This is a genomic window from Rhizobium atlanticum (assembly GCF_030182485.1).
In the GTDB taxonomy this organism is placed as follows: domain Bacteria; phylum Pseudomonadota; class Alphaproteobacteria; order Rhizobiales; family Rhizobiaceae; genus Rhizobium.
Map to the genome: position 1 here is coordinate 123,810 of NZ_JAQJCJ010000006.1, position 15,317 is coordinate 139,126.

Annotated in this window: 16 protein-coding genes; 9 read left to right on the forward strand and 7 right to left on the reverse strand. The window is 62.8% G+C overall.

Annotation, left to right across the window (positions count from 1 at the left end; genetic code table 11):
- Positions 1-85: 85 nt before the first annotated feature.
- The gene (locus PH551_RS10980; RefSeq protein WP_285193011.1) at positions 86-322 is read left to right on the forward strand and encodes a hypothetical protein; all 237 of its coding nucleotides are present in this window, start codon (positions 86-88) and stop codon (positions 320-322) included.
- A 39-nt stretch (positions 323-361) separates the two neighbouring features.
- On the opposite strand, the gene PH551_RS10985 is transcribed toward PH551_RS10980, so the two are convergent.
- The gene (locus tag PH551_RS10985) at positions 362-844 is read right to left on the reverse strand and encodes a MarR family winged helix-turn-helix transcriptional regulator (protein WP_285193012.1); all 483 of its coding nucleotides are present in this window, start codon (positions 842-844) and stop codon (positions 362-364) included.
- 125 nt (positions 845-969) lie between these two features.
- Between PH551_RS10985 and PH551_RS10990 the strand changes: the two genes are divergently transcribed.
- Positions 970-1,392 carry an organic hydroperoxide resistance protein gene (locus PH551_RS10990; protein ID WP_064837534.1) on the forward strand — a complete coding sequence of 141 codons (423 nt, stop codon included), beginning with the start codon at positions 970-972 and terminating at the stop codon, positions 1,390-1,392.
- A 175-nt stretch (positions 1,393-1,567) separates the two neighbouring features.
- Here the strand turns inward: PH551_RS10990 and PH551_RS10995 are convergent, their stop codons facing one another.
- On the reverse strand, positions 1,568-2,089 hold the full coding sequence (locus PH551_RS10995) for a MarR family winged helix-turn-helix transcriptional regulator (protein WP_285193013.1): 522 nt from the start codon (positions 2,087-2,089) through the stop codon (positions 1,568-1,570).
- 86 nt (positions 2,090-2,175) lie between these two features.
- Here PH551_RS10995 and PH551_RS11000 point away from each other — a divergent pair, with 86 nt between their 5' ends.
- The 3 genes from PH551_RS11000 to PH551_RS11010 are packed head-to-tail and all read left to right on the forward strand — an operon-like array spanning position 2,176 to position 4,245.
- The gene (locus tag PH551_RS11000) at positions 2,176-2,904 is read left to right on the forward strand and encodes a DUF899 domain-containing protein (protein WP_183703393.1); all 729 of its coding nucleotides are present in this window, start codon (positions 2,176-2,178) and stop codon (positions 2,902-2,904) included.
- A 43-nt stretch (positions 2,905-2,947) separates the two neighbouring features.
- A complete protein-coding gene (locus PH551_RS11005; protein WP_285193014.1) occupies positions 2,948-3,415 on the forward strand; it encodes a DUF1579 domain-containing protein in 468 nt (155 codons plus the stop codon).
- A gap of 50 nt (positions 3,416-3,465) precedes the next feature.
- Positions 3,466-4,245 carry a VOC family protein gene (locus tag PH551_RS11010; protein WP_285193015.1) on the forward strand — a complete coding sequence of 260 codons (780 nt, stop codon included), beginning with the start codon at positions 3,466-3,468 and terminating at the stop codon, positions 4,243-4,245.
- A 161-nt stretch (positions 4,246-4,406) separates the two neighbouring features.
- On the opposite strand, the gene PH551_RS11015 is transcribed toward PH551_RS11010, so the two are convergent.
- The 3 genes from PH551_RS11015 to PH551_RS11025 form a co-directional block, all read right to left on the reverse strand.
- Positions 4,407-5,939 carry an ABC-F family ATP-binding cassette domain-containing protein gene (locus PH551_RS11015; protein ID WP_285193016.1) on the reverse strand — a complete coding sequence of 511 codons (1,533 nt, stop codon included), beginning with the start codon at positions 5,937-5,939 and terminating at the stop codon, positions 4,407-4,409.
- A 411-nt stretch (positions 5,940-6,350) separates the two neighbouring features.
- Positions 6,351-7,946: an ABC-F family ATP-binding cassette domain-containing protein gene (locus tag PH551_RS11020; protein WP_285193017.1), complete on the reverse strand. Its 1,596-nt coding sequence runs from the start codon at positions 7,944-7,946 to the stop codon at positions 6,351-6,353.
- A gap of 330 nt (positions 7,947-8,276) precedes the next feature.
- A complete protein-coding gene (locus tag PH551_RS11025) occupies positions 8,277-9,833 on the reverse strand; it encodes a helicase HerA-like C-terminal domain-containing protein (protein WP_285193018.1) in 1,557 nt (518 codons plus the stop codon).
- Between the two features lie 199 nt (positions 9,834-10,032).
- Between PH551_RS11025 and PH551_RS11030 the strand changes: the two genes are divergently transcribed.
- The 3 genes from PH551_RS11030 to PH551_RS11040 all read left to right on the forward strand — a co-directional run bounded on the left by PH551_RS11030 (position 10,033) and on the right by PH551_RS11040 (position 11,404).
- Positions 10,033-10,425: a hypothetical protein gene (locus tag PH551_RS11030; protein WP_085780007.1), complete on the forward strand. Its 393-nt coding sequence runs from the start codon at positions 10,033-10,035 to the stop codon at positions 10,423-10,425.
- An 86-nt stretch (positions 10,426-10,511) separates the two neighbouring features.
- Positions 10,512-10,967 carry an NUDIX hydrolase gene (locus tag PH551_RS11035; RefSeq protein WP_285193019.1) on the forward strand — a complete coding sequence of 152 codons (456 nt, stop codon included), beginning with the start codon at positions 10,512-10,514 and terminating at the stop codon, positions 10,965-10,967.
- Positions 10,968-11,086: 119 nt separating this feature from the next.
- Complete coding sequence (locus tag PH551_RS11040) at positions 11,087-11,404, forward strand: hypothetical protein (RefSeq protein WP_085777413.1); 318 nt, start codon at positions 11,087-11,089, stop codon at positions 11,402-11,404.
- Positions 11,405-11,416: 12 nt separating this feature from the next.
- On the opposite strand, the gene zwf is transcribed toward PH551_RS11040, so the two are convergent.
- Positions 11,417-12,934, reverse strand: coding sequence for a glucose-6-phosphate dehydrogenase (zwf, locus tag PH551_RS11045; RefSeq protein WP_285193020.1), 1,518 nt, complete (start codon positions 12,932-12,934; stop codon positions 11,417-11,419).
- A gap of 179 nt (positions 12,935-13,113) precedes the next feature.
- Positions 13,114-13,992, reverse strand: a complete 879-nt coding sequence (locus PH551_RS11050) for a LysR substrate-binding domain-containing protein (protein ID WP_085777415.1) — start codon at positions 13,990-13,992, stop codon at positions 13,114-13,116.
- A 173-nt stretch (positions 13,993-14,165) separates the two neighbouring features.
- On the opposite strand from PH551_RS11050, the gene speB reads away from it, so the two are divergent.
- Positions 14,166-15,224, forward strand: coding sequence for an agmatinase (gene speB / locus PH551_RS11055; protein ID WP_285193021.1), 1,059 nt, complete (start codon positions 14,166-14,168; stop codon positions 15,222-15,224).
- Positions 15,225-15,317: the final 93 nt, after the last annotated feature.

Here is a 15,317-nt window from a genome sequence, read left to right on the forward strand (position 1 = left end):
TGTGGAAGTACGTCCCGGCCGTAAAATGATGTTGGCATCCGAAATGCAAGGATCAAACGCCGACACTACCCGAGAAAGGGGGCACATGACCGCCACCAAGGGAGAATTCTTCAACCCCGCCAAGCTTTCGTCTCGCGACAAGGCCGAAGCGACCGATCACACGGCCCGCGCCATCATTGCCGCCGAGGCATCGGCGCGTGACAAGAAGACGGAGAAGCTGAGGGCGCTTCGTCTGCAGCAGGCGGCCGAGGACGCGGATGCCGCACCTGCGCCTGCAAAAAAGCGCCGCTCGACGGCGAAGGCCGCCACTCGGCGGTCCTGATCCCGCCGCAGACGTCATACCGGCTTGGGGCAGGGGCTTTCAGCCGTCGCCGGCCCGGCCGAGATTGGCCCGCAGCCGATGCAGCATGTCGCGCATCTCGGCCATTTCCTCGATCGTGCAGCCGGCGGCTTTTCCGATCGCCGTCATGATCGTATCGACCTCTGACTTCATCGCTTCGCCTTTCGGCGTCAGCGACACGATCACCTGTCGCTCGTCGCGCAGATCGCGGATGCGCTTGATCAGCCCGCTCTGCTCCAGCCGTTTCAACAGCGGCGACAGCGTGCCGGAATCGAGGTCCAACTGCTCGCCGATCGTCTTCACCGGTAGTGCGCTGCGTTCCCACAGCACCAGCATTACCAGATATTGCGGATAGGTGAGGCCGACCCTGTCAAGGATCGGTTTATAGGCGCGGGTAAAAGCATGCGCCGTCGCGTAGACGGCGAAACATAGCTGCTTTTCCAGCCTCTTCTCTTCCTCAGGTATCTCCATCGTCTTTACCGTTTGCGCATTCATATCCGTCATCCCCGAGGCCGCGATTGTCCTCTTTCCATTCGTGAAATGCAATTTGCAAAATTAACTTGCGTACAATTTAATTGTGCGATAGTAAAACTCCAACCCGATCGAAGGGCCAACCAAAGGAGATCGTCATGCCTATTCTCTATACGACCAAAGCCTCTGCCACCGGCGGCCGCGCCGGCCGCGCCGTTTCCGAGAACGGCGTTCTGGACGTGACACTGACCGTTCCCAAGGAACTCGGCGGTGACGGCGCGACCGGCACCAATCCCGAACAGCTCTTCGCTGCCGGCTACTCCGCCTGCTTCCTCGGTGCCTTGAAATTTGTTGCAGGCCAGCAGAAGGTCAAGATTCCGGAAGAGACGACCGTCTCCGCCAAGGTCGGCATCGGCCCGCGCGAAGACGGCACCGGCTTCGGCATCGAAGTAGCGCTGACGGTCGATATCCCCGGCCTCGACCGCGAAACCGCCGAAAAACTTGCTGCCGCGGCCCACATCGTCTGCCCCTACAGCCACGCCATGCGCACCTCGACCGAAGTTCCGGTCACCGTCGCCTGATCACGGCGATTCAGCGCCTTGGAATTGCCCCTCACCCTAACCCTCTCCCCGTTCTGACGGGGGAAGGGGACGTGCCCTGCGAAAGGTCGGCTTGGGACGGAGAGGTTGCGGCATATCCCTTCTCCCCGTCAAAATGGGGAGAAGGTGCCGGCAGGCGGATGAGGGGCAGGTTGCCCTAGTCGCCCGTCGCCCGTCCACTTTGACGCGGCCGGCGCGACGCCTCAGCCGGCTTCGGCGCTTCCACCGTCACCCCCGACAGCGCCTGCAGATCCTGCCGCAGCCGTAGAACGCCGCCGCCCGGCAATTCATCGTCAAGGGCCGCATGCGTGCTTTCCCAGATCGGCAGTGCTCTTGCCAGTACCGCCTTGCCTTCTGCGGTAAGGCTGAGCAGCCGGCCGCGCCTGTCCTTCGGGTTCGCCACCACTGCCACCCAGCCTCTGCGCTGTAAGGGCTTCAGCGCCGCCGTCAGCGTCGTCTGGTCCATGGCGAGCAGGGCGGCGACCGGTCCCATCGGCGGCGGTTCCGGCCGGTTCAGCGACATCATCAGGGAGAACTGCCCGTTGGTGAGGCCGGCCGGCCGCAGCGCATCGTCGAACAGCCGGGCAAGCGCGCGTGCCGCGCGCTGCACATGCAGACAGAGGCAGGTGTCGCGCACCATCAGCGTCGTCGAAAAGGGAATCTCGATCGAATTTGACATGCTCATTTTATATTGATATCAATGTAATTAGTCAAGGAGAAGGGGATGAGCCGGCTCGCCGGCAGCGCCGGAGGAGGGCGCATTTCATGCAGAACGAAGTTGTTTCCCGTGAGGAATGGCTGGAGGCCCGGCGTGCCCTGCTCTTGAAGGAAAAGGAGGCGACGAAGCTGCGCGACAGCATCAACGCCGAGCGCATGGCGCTGCCTTGGGTGAAGGTCGACAAGGACTATGTCTTCGAAACGCCCGAGGGAAAGAAATCGCTCGCCGATCTCTTCGATGGCCGCAGCCAGCTTCTGATCTATCATTTCATGCTCGGTCCCGACTGGCAGGCCGGCTGCCCCGGCTGCTCCTTCCTGTCGGATCACGTCGATGGCGCGCTGCCGCATCTCAACCATCACGACGTCACCTGGGTGGCCGTTTCGCGTGCTCCGCTCGACAAGATCGCCGCCTACAAAAGGCGCATGGGCTGGAAATTTCCCTGGGTCTCGTCCTTCGGCAGCGATTTCAATTTCGATTATCACGTCTCTTTCAGTCCGGAGGACCTTGCCAAAGACAAGGTCTTCTACAATTTCACCTCTATCGAGCCGGCTGAGGCGCATGACGAACTGCCGGGCCTCAGCGCCTTCTACCGCAACGACAAGGGCGAGGTCTTTCATACCTATTCCAGTTATGCCCGAGGTCCGGAGGAACTGATCGGCACCCTGATGATCCTCGACCGCGCGCCGAAGGGCCGCAACGAGGAAAGCACGATGAATTTCGTGCGCCGCCATGACGAATATGAGGATGCTCCGAAGACATCGTCCTGCTGTCACTGAGCAATCAAACATCTGGGATATCATCATTCGAAGGGAGGAGAGCATGATGAAGGCCGCCGAAGTGCTGAAAGAGCATTCCTTTTTGGAAAGACTTGTCGGCGACTGGAGCGTCACCGCACCCGAGATGTCCGATGGCAAGGAATGGACGGAGACCGTCCGTTCGCTGCACGGCATCTGGTTCGTCGCCGAAGGGACCGGCCACATGCCGAATGGCAAGCCGACCACCACGATCCTGACGCTCGGCTACAACGCTGAAAAAGGCAGATATGTCGGCAGCTGGATCGGCAGCATGATGGACTATATGTGGGTCTATGAAGGCGAGGTCGACGCCTCCGGCAATATTCTCGACCTCTATACGACTGGACCCGACTTCAGCGGCGATGGCCTTGCCGATTACCGCGAGCAGATCACCTTCATCGACGACAATCACCGCACTTTCACCTCCAGCGCCAAGCAGGAGGACGGCTCGTGGAAGCAGTTCATGGAAGCGCATTACATCCGCAAAATCTGACAATCACGACGCCCCAAGCGAAAAGGCGGCGTCAGAAGAGGGAGAGCATGATGTCCAAGACGCATGGAAAGTTCATTTGGTGTGAGCTGATGACATCAGACACCTCAGCCGCCGCAAAATTCTACAGCTCCGTCGTCGGCTGGACCACCTCGGACATGCAGGTGGAGGGTATGCCGACCTATACGATCTTCGAGGCGAACGGCATCGGGGTCGCCGGCCTGATGGAGTTTCCGGCCGAGCTTGAGGGCCAGGGCATTCCGCCGAACTGGACGGGCTATGTCGGTGTCGACGATGTCGATCAGATGGCAAAGGATTTCGCCGCCAATGGCGGCGCAGTCCGCCGGCCGCCCCAGGACATCCCGACCGTCGGCCGCTTCGCTGTCGTCGCCGATCCGCATGGCGCCGTCATCTGCATCATGACGCCGGCGCCGATGGAACAGACCTGGCCGGAACTCGCCCCCGACGCGCCCGGCAACATCGGCTGGCACGAACTCTATGCCGGCAACGGCAGGGAAGCTGTTTCCTTCTATTCCAAGCTGTTCGGCTGGACGAAGGATAGCGAGATGGATATGGGGCCGATGGGCGTCTATTACCTCTTCTCCCATGACGGCCGGCAGATCGGCGGCATGATGACCAAGCCCGACAGCGTGCCCATGCCCTGCTGGAGCTACTATTTCATCGTCCCCGCCATCGACGCGGCGATCGAACGCGTCACATCGGGCGGCGGCAAGGTCGTCAACGGCCCGATGGAAGTCCCGGGCGGCAGCTGGATCATCCAGGCCACCGATCCGCAGGGCGCCTTCTTCTGCCTGGTGGCGCCGAAGCGGTAGAGTTTTGGCTTTGGCGGCGTGCCGGGAGGCCCCCTCATCCGGCTGCCGCCACCTTCTCCCCGAGGGGAGAAGAGACTTGTGGCGACGTCTCGATTCCCCTTCTCCCCAGCGGGGAGAAGGTGGCCCGAAGGGTCGGATGAGGGGGCCTCCCGGCACCGCCATCACCGATCATCCCGCGATCCCACAGAAGCAAAAAAACCCTCCGGGCTCTCCACCTCCATCAGCCGCTTCTTCTCGATCAGCCAGAAGCGGTTTCCCACCGCCCGCACGAAGCTGCGGTCGTGCGATACCAGCAGGCAACTCGCCTCCTGCGCCATCAACTCGCTTTCCAGCGCCTCCTGGCCTTCAATGTCCAGATGGTTGGTAGGCTCGTCGAGCAGATAGAAGTTCGGCTCCGTCAGCCTGAGCACCAGCATGCCGAGCCGTGCCTTCTCGCCGCCGGAAAGCTGGCCGATCGGCTTCGCCTGCATATCGATCGTCATGCCGGCCCCGGCGAGCAACGCCCGCGCCCGCTGGTCGCCGACATCGAAGCGGCGGATGATCATGCCGATCGGCGTATCCTTGTCGGAAAGATCGGCAAGCGCCTGGTCGCCATAGCCGAGAACCAGTGATGGCGTCGTCTTGATCCCATCCTGCCCGGCCTCCGGTCTCTCGACCGCCTGTTTCAGCATCGACACCAGCCGTGACTTGCCGGCGCCGTTGAGCCCGAGCAACACGATACGGTCGCCCTGGCAGATGAACTGACGACCGGTCTTGAACAGCAGCGTCCCGTCCGGCGTCGTCACCGCCGCGTCTTCCAGTGTCACAAGCACCTTGGCGTGAGTGCCGCGGTTGGCAAGCCGGATGGCGCCGGCCGAACGTTCAGGATGCGCCGGTCTTGCCGCATCTTCCAGCTTCTCCGCCCGCTGCTTCAGCTGCTTCGACTTGACGACGAGCAGGTCGCTGCCGGAATTGATTCCGATATTGGTGAGCTTGGCGGCCTGCTTGCGCAGCTGCTCCGCCGCCTTCATGTCGCGCTCGTACCGCCGTGCCTCCGAGGCATCGATCTCGTCGAGGGCCGCGCGTGCCCTGCTATAGGGGAGCGCAAAGACCGGCGATTGCTCCGGCCGCAGGAACAATGTCCGGTTGGTCGTCGCATCGAGAAAGGCGCGGTCATGGCTGGAGAGAATGACCGGCACCTCGCGCGGCAGCGCATTCAGCCAGCTTTCCAGCTGCGCGATCCTTTCGAGATCGAGATGGTTGGTCGGTTCGTCGAGCAGAAGCACGTCGGGCTCGCCGACCCAGCTGCGGGCAATCATCGCCAGCCGCTGCCAGCCGCCGCTTAATTGCTCCAGCGGCCGGCCGCGCATGACCTCCGGCACCTCGAGCGATTCCAGCACGACGTCGACGCGCCAGCTCTCGCTTTCGGCCTGATCGGCCGGCAGCGCCTGCAGCACCGCATCATAAAAGGTCGTATCGAAAAGTGCAGCCGGCACATTCTGCGCGACATGGCCGATCGTCAGCCCGCGCGCCTTGGTGATCTCGCCCGCGCTCGGCTCCAGCGCGCCGGTGATGCAGGCAAGCAGGGTGGATTTCCCGCGCCCGTTGGCGGCGACGAGGCCAAGGCGGTCGCCTGAATTGACGACGAGATTGAGGTTGGAAAACAGCGGCTTGCTCAGCGTCATGCCGAGATTGCGCATATTGATGAGAGTCATGTTCGTTCTCTGGTCCTGACCGGGAGCAGACGCAATCGGTGGCATCAGGCCATCACGGATTGCGTCTTTCGCGTCCGGGATAAAGGGAATGCGCGCAGTCATCTGACGGCGGCGCATCGGCCACGAAGGGCAGACCAGGAAGAGATGTAAAAGCGTCTCTGGTCAGCCCTGCAAACGCATTTGCAGGGCGTCGACGGGACCACGCTGGCGATGATGCCGGAAATAATACTGCATAGCGTGATCCTCCTTTCTCGAAAGGGTTGCAGGGCAGAAATATCATTGCCCGAAAGAACAGGCAAGCGAGCCGCAGTCACCTCAGCATGAGGGACGTTGGAGGATTCCGCGCTCTCACAGGCCGGCGAGGATGGAGAGGTGCCGCCGCTGGGGAACGGCATTGCTGCTCCCCCTAAATCACCCACCCACACCGCCGCCCGGCAATTCCAGCCGCCGGGTTATGCCGATGTTTTCGAGAAACGCCTCGTCGTGACTGACGACGATCAGCGCCCCGTCATAGGCGATGAGACCCGCCTCGACTGCTGATATCGAGTCGATGTCGAGATGGTTGGTTGGCTCGTCGAGGATCAGCAGCGGCGGTGGTGCGGCGCCGAGTGTGCAGGCAATGCCGGCACGCAGCAATTGGCCGCCGCTGAGCGTCGAGACCGTCTGCAGCGCCGCATCGGCCCTGAACATGAAGCGGGCCAGCGCAGCCCGACAGGTGTTTTCATCGGCTTGCGGGTTGATCCGGCGGAAATTGTCGCGGATCGAGGCTGACGGATCGAGAAGGCTCACCTTCTGATCGAGCATGGCGAAACCGGTCATTACCGAGACGGTGCCGGCCCGGGGCTTGAGCTCGCCGGTGATGAGCGCGAGCAGCGTCGTCTTGCCCGAACCGTTCGGTCCGGTGATGGCAATACGTTCCGGTCCCGTCACGTCGAATGACAGATCGTCGATGACGGGTTCATCTGGCTGATAGCCTGCCGTCACGCCGTCGATCTTCAGCACGATCTTGCTGGCCGGCAGCCCCGTCGCCGGCAGGCTCACCGACAATGGCTGCAGGATCTCGATCTTCTCGCGCGCCGCCTTTGCCTCTTCGAGCGCCCGGGTGCGCCGTCTTTCGGCAAGACGCGCATTGTCGCCGCCGGTGGTTTCGCTTCGCTCCTTCATGCCGCCGAGCATGATGCGCGGGATGCCCCCCTTGGCGGCCATCTTCCGCCCGGCGCTGTCCCTGTGTGCCTGACGCTCCACGGTCGCCTGCGCCTTCCTGGCGACCTCCGCCATCCGCCTTTCGGCATCGGCAAGATCATGCCGGGCGGCCGCAAGCTCGAGCGCCTTGCGCTCGCGGTAATGGCTCCAGTTGCCGCCGTAGCGTGTCGCGCCAAGCGACGTCAGTTCGACGATCTGATCGACGCTTTCGAGCAGTTCCCGGTCATGGCTGACGATGACGGCGCCGGCCCGCCAGCCTGAAATCAACGCGATCACCGCCGCGCGGCCGTCGCGATCGAGATTGTTGGTGGGTTCGTCGAGCAGGAGGAAATCCGGCTCGCTGAAGATGAGCGCGGCAAGCGCCGCACGTGTGCGCTGCCCGCCGGAGAGTGCGGCAAGCGGCGTCTCCGGCTCCGCGTCGAGTCCCGTTCGGTTGAGCGCGGTTGCGATGCGTGCCTCCAGCGCCCAGTCCGCCGAGGCAAGCTCGTCGGCCGTTGCCGCGCCGGCTTCGGCACGACGCAGAAGTGCGAGCGCCCCGGCCACGCCGAAGAGATCGGCGATGGTTTCGTCGGCCGCAACCTGAACGCTCTGGCGCAGCATGCCGAAGCTGCCGCTGATCGATATCGATCCCGAATGCGGCCGAATATCGCCGGAGATAAGCTTCAGCAGCGTCGTCTTGCCAACGCCGTTGCGTCCGACAAGACCGCTGCGGTCCCTGCCGAAACTGAGATCGAAATCGGAAAAAAGCGGCCGCCCGTCAGGCGTGGCCCAGGAAATTTGCGAGAGAGTGATGGATGCAAACATCGATATGGATTTCCCCGTTGGCAAGGCGAACTGGCATTGCGATCGGGTTGAAATCCATTGCTGCACACATCCTGTTGAAATGGTCGATGGCGGGAATTTAGGGGAGGAAGGCGTTGGGTTCAAGGCAAAGTGGCGATTCTGCATTCTTTCAAGCAGACCTGATGGCTGCCCCTCACCCTAACCCTCTCCCCGCAAACAGGGCGAGGCGACGTGCCACGCGAGAGCTTCGTGAGGGACGGAGAGGTCGCGGCCTGGTCCCTTCGCCCCGCGAGCGGGGAGAAGGTGCCGGCAGGCGGATGAGGGGTTCAAGCGCGCTGCCGCGGCAAATGCCTACCGCTTCAAGCTCCCCAGGATCCCGCGCACCAGCGCCCGGCCGACCTGGGTGGCGACGGTTCGCGCGACGCTCTTCATCGCCGCTTCCACCACCGTTTCTCGCTGGTAGCCGGATCGACCGCGCGATTGGCCGCGGCCCTGGCGGTTGTCGTCATCGCCGCCGAAGCCCGGCAGGTTCCAGCCGGAGGTCGTGCCCGGCTGTTCGGCCGCTTCTTCCTGCGCCCGCTTGGCGGCCTCTGCTTCCGCCGCCTTTTTTGCCCGCGCCGCCAGCATTTCGAAGGCGGATTCGCGGTCGACGTCTTCGTCATAGACGCCGAGGACGGGACTCCTGTCCATCACCTGCTGGCGCTCGCCATCGGTCAGCGGGCCGACGCGGCCCGATGGCGGGCGGATCAGCGTGCGCTCGACGATTGATGGTGCGCCCTTGGCCTCCAGTGTCGAGACCAGCGCCTCGCCGGTGCCGAGATTGGTGATGACGGTGGCGCAGTCGAAGGCCGGGTTCGGGCGGAACGTATCGGCCGCCGTCTTCACCGCTTTCTGTTCGCGCGGCGAATAGGCGCGCAGCGCATGCTGGGCGCGGTTGCCGAGCTGGGCGAGCACCGTTTCCGGCACGTCGAGCGGGTTCTGCGTGACGAAATAGACGCCGACGCCCTTGGAGCGGATCAGCCGCACCACCTGCTCGACGCGTTCGATCAGAACCTTCGGCGCGTCGTTGAAGAGCAGATGCGCCTCGTCAAAGAAGAAGACCAGCTTCGGCTTGTCGGGGTCGCCGACTTCCGGCAGTTCCTCGAACAGCTCTGACAGTAGCCACAGCAGGAAGGTGGCATAGAGCCGCGGGTTCATCATCAGCTTGTCGGCGGCAAGCACCGAGATCTGACCGTAACCATTGGTGTGGGTGCGCATGATGTCGGAGATCTTCAGCGCCGGTTCACCGAAGAAGTGCTCAGCACCTTGCTGTTCGAGCACGAGCAGCGCCCGCTGGATCGAACCGACCGAGGCCTTGGAGATCAGGCCGAACTGGCTGGAAAGCTCGGTGGCATTCTCGCCCATATAGTTCAAAAGCGAGGTGAAATCCTTGAGATCGAGCAGCGGCAGGCCGGCCTCATCGGCAATCTTAAAGGCGATGTTGATAACGCCTTCCTGCGGCTCGGAAGCGTCCATCAGCCGGGCGAGCAGCAGCGGCCCCATCTCGGCGACGGTGGTGCGCACCCGATGGCCCTTCTGCCCGAACAGATCCCAGAAGATCACCGGAAACTGGTCGAATTCGTAATCGGTGAAACCGATCTGCTCGGCGCGCTTGGTGAGAAAATCCTTGGGCTCGCCTTTGGCGGCGATGCCGGAAAGATCGCCCTTGATATCGGCCGCAAAGACCGGAACGCCGGCCCGCGAAAAACCTTCGGCCAGCACCTGCAGCGTCACTGTCTTGCCGGTGCCGGTGGCGCCGGTGACGAGACCGTGGCGGTTTCCGAACTTCAGGTCGAGATATTCCGGCTTGTTGATGCTGTCGTCGGGATTGCGGCTCGCGCCGATGAAAATCTTGCCGTCTTCGATCATCGCAATCTCCCTTCGGCCCTGCCGCCGTTTGTTGAGAAGGTCTGGCTTCCGCCGCCTTCATCGAACCATTGTTTCCCTGTTATAAGCAGGCAGGCGAATGCGGACAACTGTTTGCATCGAAAGCGAAACCGCTGGCTTGAGTTGCATTCGAATCTCGATTAACGTTGACGTTAACGTCAAAAATATGAGGAGGCTGACGATGAATGGAATTGTGACTGAAATCGCCGATCGGGTGGGCATTTCCCCGGAGCAGGCGGAGAAGGCGCTCGGCATGATGCTCGGCTTCCTGCAGCGCGAGGCCGCCGACGGCCCGGTTGCCCGGATGATCGAGGCCATCCCCGGCGGCGCGGATCTCGTCGCCCAGTTCAATGGCGCGGGTGCCGGCGGCGGCGGTCTGCTCGGCGGGCTGATGAGCTCGCTCGGCGGCGGCGGCATCATGGGGCTCGGCCAGCAGCTTATGGGCGAGGGCCTCGGCATGGGCGAGATCACCTCGCTCGCCAAGGAGACCATTGCGATCGCCAAGCAATATGCCGGCGAAGAGGTCGTCGACGAAGTCGTCGCCTCCGTCCCCGGCCTCAGCCAGTTCGTCTGAACGACGACAGAACGGCAAGGGCCCCGCGGCGCCGCTGCGGGGCTTAATTTTGTCGCTCCCCGAAGCTCTCAAGATGGACGAACTGCATGACCGTCTGGCGCCCGCCGCAGCAGATCAGGGTGAAGGTGATCGGCCTTGCCTGGCGAGAGAACCGCTTGCTCGCCGCGGAAGTGGAAGATGACAGCGGCCGCATCAAAGGTGTCCGGCCGCTCGGCGGCTCGATCGAATTCGGCGAGACGCGCGAACAGGCCCTGCACCGCGAAATCCGGGAGGAGCTCGGCACGGAAATCCGCATCGTCGGCCCCTGGCATGTTCTCGAAAATATCTTTGAACACCATGGTTCGATCGGCCATGAATTCATCTTCGCCGCCGATGTCGAACTGGCCGATCAAGCTCTCTACGAGCGCGACGAGATCCGCTATTGCGAACTGGACGAAACGGCGGCGACGGCGCGCTGGTTCAGTCGCGACATGCTGCGTGACGCCGGCCTCGATCTCTTTCCCACGGGCCTCGAGACGCTGCTGTCGCGCTGGCGTGATTGAGCCCCAAGGACGTTTTGAATCTGCTCGCCAAATTTTGATCGCCCGTACTCGCTCCAGAGGGAACAAGGGAGTAGAATTGCTGTTTCTGCCGCATCGTTGACATCAGAAGGAACAGCATCATGCGCAGGTTCATTGCAGCAACGTCGATCGCTCTCCTCAGCCTTTCCGGTCCGGTTCTTGCCCAATCGAACATGGGCATGGATGCCAGCGGCCGCTTCGATGGCACGCCGCCGCTCGGCACGGCGCCGGGCGCGGAGCCGCAAGCCGGGCTGGTCATCCCGCTCGACTCGATCGAAACAGGCAGCGTCGACAACGGCGTTCCGAGCGGCCGCGTCGACTGGGCGCGCTGCCCGCCGCGCAAGGCCCGTGGCGCGCTTGCCACGCAGGGCGGCAACAGCGGCGCCTCCGTCAGCCCGGCGTGCCGCGAAGGTCAATGATCCAGGCACGCCCTATTTGCCGTTCTGGCTGTCGCGGTGCAGGATGACCCCGAGTTCGTGCCATTTGCGTCCGTCGCGCTCGATGAGCTCGTCGGCGCAGGTGGGACCCATGCTGCCCGGCGCGTAAGCTTCGGGCGTGCTCGGATCCTTGCTCCAGATGTCAAGGAAGGGCTGCACCGCCGCCCAGCCGGCCTCGATGCCGTCGGCGCGCTGAAACAGCGTCTGGTCGCCGATGAAGAGGTCGTAGAGCAGCGATTCATATCCGGTCGTCTTGCCGATATCGAACTTGTCGGCATAGCGGAAATCGAGCGACACGGGCGTCGTATCGACCGAAAGCCCCGGCGACTTGATTGAGATTTCCATGCTCAAACCCTCGTCCGGCTGTACCTGGATCACCAGCCGGTTCGGCGGCAGGCGGCGATTGACCTCGGTCTCGCGAAACTGCGCGAAGGGCACCGGCTGGAAGGTGATGACGATCTCGGTGTCGCGCGCCGTCAGTGCCTTGCCGGTTCGCAAATAGAAAGGGACGCCGGCCCAGCGCCAGGTATCGGCATAAAGCTTCAGCGCCACATAGGTCTCGGTCCGGCTGTTGGGGGAAACATCCTTGCTGTCGCGATAGGCGGGAAGATCGACGCCGTTCAACGGGCCGGCCGCATAGGCGCCGCGCACGCCATGCGTCTTTGCCTCCTCTGGCGTATAGATGCGCAGTGCCTTCAGCACCTTGCTCTTCTCGTTGCGGATCGCCTCTGCATCGAAGCTGTTCGGCGGTTCCATGGCAATCATCGCCAAGAGCTGGAAGAGATGGTTCGGCACCATGTCGCGCAGCGCCCCCGTGGCATCGTAGAATTTGCCGCGGCCGCCGACATCAACGACCTCGGCGGCAGTGATCTGCACGTGGTCGATATAGCGGCTGTTCCACAGCGACTCGATGATCATGTTGGCGAAACGCGCCGTCATCAGGTTCTGCACCGTCTCCTTGCCGAGGAAATGATCGAGCCGGTAGACTTGGCTTTCGCCGATCTGGGTGAGGATTTGCGCATTGAGCGCCCGCGCAGAGGCGAGATCGGTGCCGAACGGCTTCTCGATCGCGACGCGGCGGAAGACGCCCTCGCTTTCATCGGTGAGCCCATGGGCGGCAAGCTTCTCAACGATGGTGCCGAAGAAGGATGGCGGCACCGCGAGATAGAAGGCGGCATTGGCGTTCGGCCCCAACCGCTTGCCGATTTCGATAAAGATGTCATCCTTGGTAAAATCGCCCGACATATAGGAAATGCGCCGGCGCAGGCTCTCCCAGGCTTGGTCCTTGACCGTCTGCTCGTCTCCGTTCAGATGATTGAGGAAGGCATCGAGCCGCCCGCGCAGGAATTCGTCGTCGCCCGCTTCGATGCCGATGCCGAGAATGCTGAGGTCCTCACCAACGAGGCCCTGGCGCGTCAGGTTGATGATCGCCGGCACCAGGAGGCGGCGCGTCAGGTCGCCGGTGGCGCCGAAGATGACGAGGGTGACCGGCGGGGTAGGGGCAGCGTGCATATGTGTCATCTCCGAGATTGTGCGGCCGACTATAATGCCTGCCGGCTTCGCCGCAACATAGGCGGCGAGAGGTAACGCCCATTTGACACACTGGGGCGGCGGGAGTGCCGAGAACCGGCGAGTTGCAGGGGGCGTGGCGATGTCAATGTGGCGCTCAGCCAAGCAGCCTCAACCCATGCTCAGTTTCGGACGAGAGAAGCATAGAACCACTCGATGAAGACGCGGACGATTGGCGTCGCCTGAGCCTCGGATCGGCAGGCCACATAGACCGCGTCATTGGCCGGAACCGTAAGATCGAATGGCGCGACCAGCTCGCCCCGTGCAATCATGTGCGCGGTGGTGATGTTGTCGCCGAGCGCAATGCCATGGCCGTACATGGCGGCCTCGATCGACAGGCGCGCGTCGCTCATCATGTGCTGGCGCGCCGGCATCGCAACGCCGGCTGCGGTGAGCCAGGTGTTCCACTCATTGCCGCGATCGGCATGCAGGAGCATGTGGTCGCGCAGATCGCGCAGGGAGCGCAACGGCCGCCTGTTCATGAGGGCCGGGCTGGCGACGGGGAAGAGCTCCATCCGGCTCCAGAGGCGCGACCAATAATTGGGCCAGTTGCCGCCGCCGTAGAGAATGCACAGGTCGACATTCGGGGAACTCAGATTTTTCGGGTCATTCGAGGCGCGCAGGTCGAGTTGAATATCGGGGTATTGATCGGTGAACTCCTGCAGCCGTGGCATCAGCCAGAGCGACAGCACCGCCGCAACACAGGTTACCCGCAGCGTGCCGCCAGTTGCCGGCCGGGTCATCGCGGCTTTCGCTGCTGCGATCTCCGAAAATGCGTTGGAGACGACCGGCATCAGCAACGCGCCCTGGCTGGTCAGCTTCAACCATTTGCCGCCGCGCTCAAACAGGCGCACGCCGAGCGATTCCTCCAATGTGCGTATCTGATGGCTGATCGCGCCGTGGGTGACGTTCAACTCGCGGCCTGCGGCGGAAACCGATCCATGGCGGGCAGTTGCCTCAAACGCGCGCAGCGGGTTGAGGGGCGGCAGACGGCTGGACATGAGACAACGACCTGTGAGAAAAAATCGCATGAAACTGTAGATTAATATCAATTGATTTTCCAGCGAGCTTGCCGTTCAATCACTGAAGAAGCCATCGGCCTCTGCGGCAGAGCTGCAGCCGAGGACCGATTTGCCATCCTGATCGCAGCATCGTCATCCTCAAGAAGGCCGTCATGTCCTGGAATGAAACCAAGCTTTCCGAACTCCGAACCAGATATGGCGACAGCCACGGCGGTGAATTGCACCATCCGGAGTTCCGCAAGGTAGCGGAGAAGATTTTTAACAAGAGCGGCACCCGGCTCGCGCCCTATTCGGGAATCCCGACATTCCTCTCCGCCCCGCTGATGCAGGTCGACAACGAGAATCCGGATTTCGGTGATCTGCAGGTGGCGATCCTCGGCGTGCCCATGGATCTTGGCGTGACGAACCGCCCGGGCTCGCGCTTTGGACCGCGCGCGTTGCGCGCCATTGAGCGCATCGGTCCTTACAACCATGTGCTCGGCTGCGCGCCGGTTCAGGAACTGCGCGTGGCGGACATTGGCGACGTAGCGTTTCAGAGCCGCTACCGTCTGGAATTGTCACATGAGGATATCGAAAAACGCGTCGCGCAGATCGTTGCCGCAGGCGTGCTGCCGCTCTCGGTAGGCGGCGACCACTCGATCACCCATCCGATTCTGCGGGCCGTCGGCAAGGAGCGGCCGGTCGGCATGATCCATATCGACGCCCATTGCGACACCGGCGGTGCTTACGACCTGACCAAGTTCCACCACGGCGGACCGTTCCGCAACGCCGTGCTCGACGGCGTGCTCGACCCGACCCGCGTGATTCAGATCGGCATTCGCGGCTCGGCTGAATATCTCTGGGAGTTTTCTTACGCCTCGGGCATGACGGTGATCCATGCCGAGGAGATCTCGGCAATGGGCATCCCTGCAATCATCGAAAAGGCGAAGGCCGTCATCGGCGATGGGCCGACCTATCTTTCCTTCGACATCGACAGCCTCGATCCTTCCTTCGCGCCGGGCACCGGCACGCCGGAGATTGGCGGCTTCACCACCCGCGAGGCGCTGGAGCTCATCCGCGGCTTCAAGGGCGTGAACCTGGTCGGCGGCGATGTCGTCGAGGTCGCGCCCCAGTATGACGCTACCACCAACACAGCCCATGCCGGCGCGCAGATGCTGTTCGAAATATTGAGCCTGATGGCGTTCAGCCCGGCAATCCGCCGTACCGCGTGACGGGCCTGGCCGCAGCTCAAGGCCAGGAACGACAAGAAGGCCGCAAAGGCCTCGAATAGATTGAAAGAGGGAAGCGGCGTGCCGCATCGGTTA